A 255-nucleotide genomic window follows, 5' to 3' on the forward strand; every position below is an offset into this window, starting at 1 on the left:
GCGGAATGATCTGGCCGTAGGCCCGCTTTCCCTCCTCGGCGAACCACTCGATGATGTCGGCGGCGCCAAGGATCTCGCCCTTCGACTGGGCAAGCGGTTTGCCTTGCTCGCGCGTCATCAGAAAGGCAATGTCGCCGGCCCGTTCGCGCAGCAGGGCGGCTGCCGACCGCATCACCTGGGCGCGGTCGAAGGCGGAGGTTGCCCGCCACGTCTTGAAGCCCTTCTCGGCGGCCGCAAGCGCCTCATTGAGGTCTT

At 66.7% G+C, this 255-nt stretch carries 1 protein-coding gene; it reads right to left on the reverse strand.

What is annotated here, in order from left to right; genetic code table 11:
- The coding region (locus IB279_RS36935) for an aldehyde dehydrogenase family protein (RefSeq protein ID WP_192341323.1) at positions 1–255 on the reverse strand (255 nt) is incomplete at both ends.

Source organism: Ensifer sp. ENS06, from assembly GCF_014852205.1.
GTDB lineage: Bacteria > Pseudomonadota > Alphaproteobacteria > Rhizobiales > Rhizobiaceae > Ensifer > Ensifer adhaerens.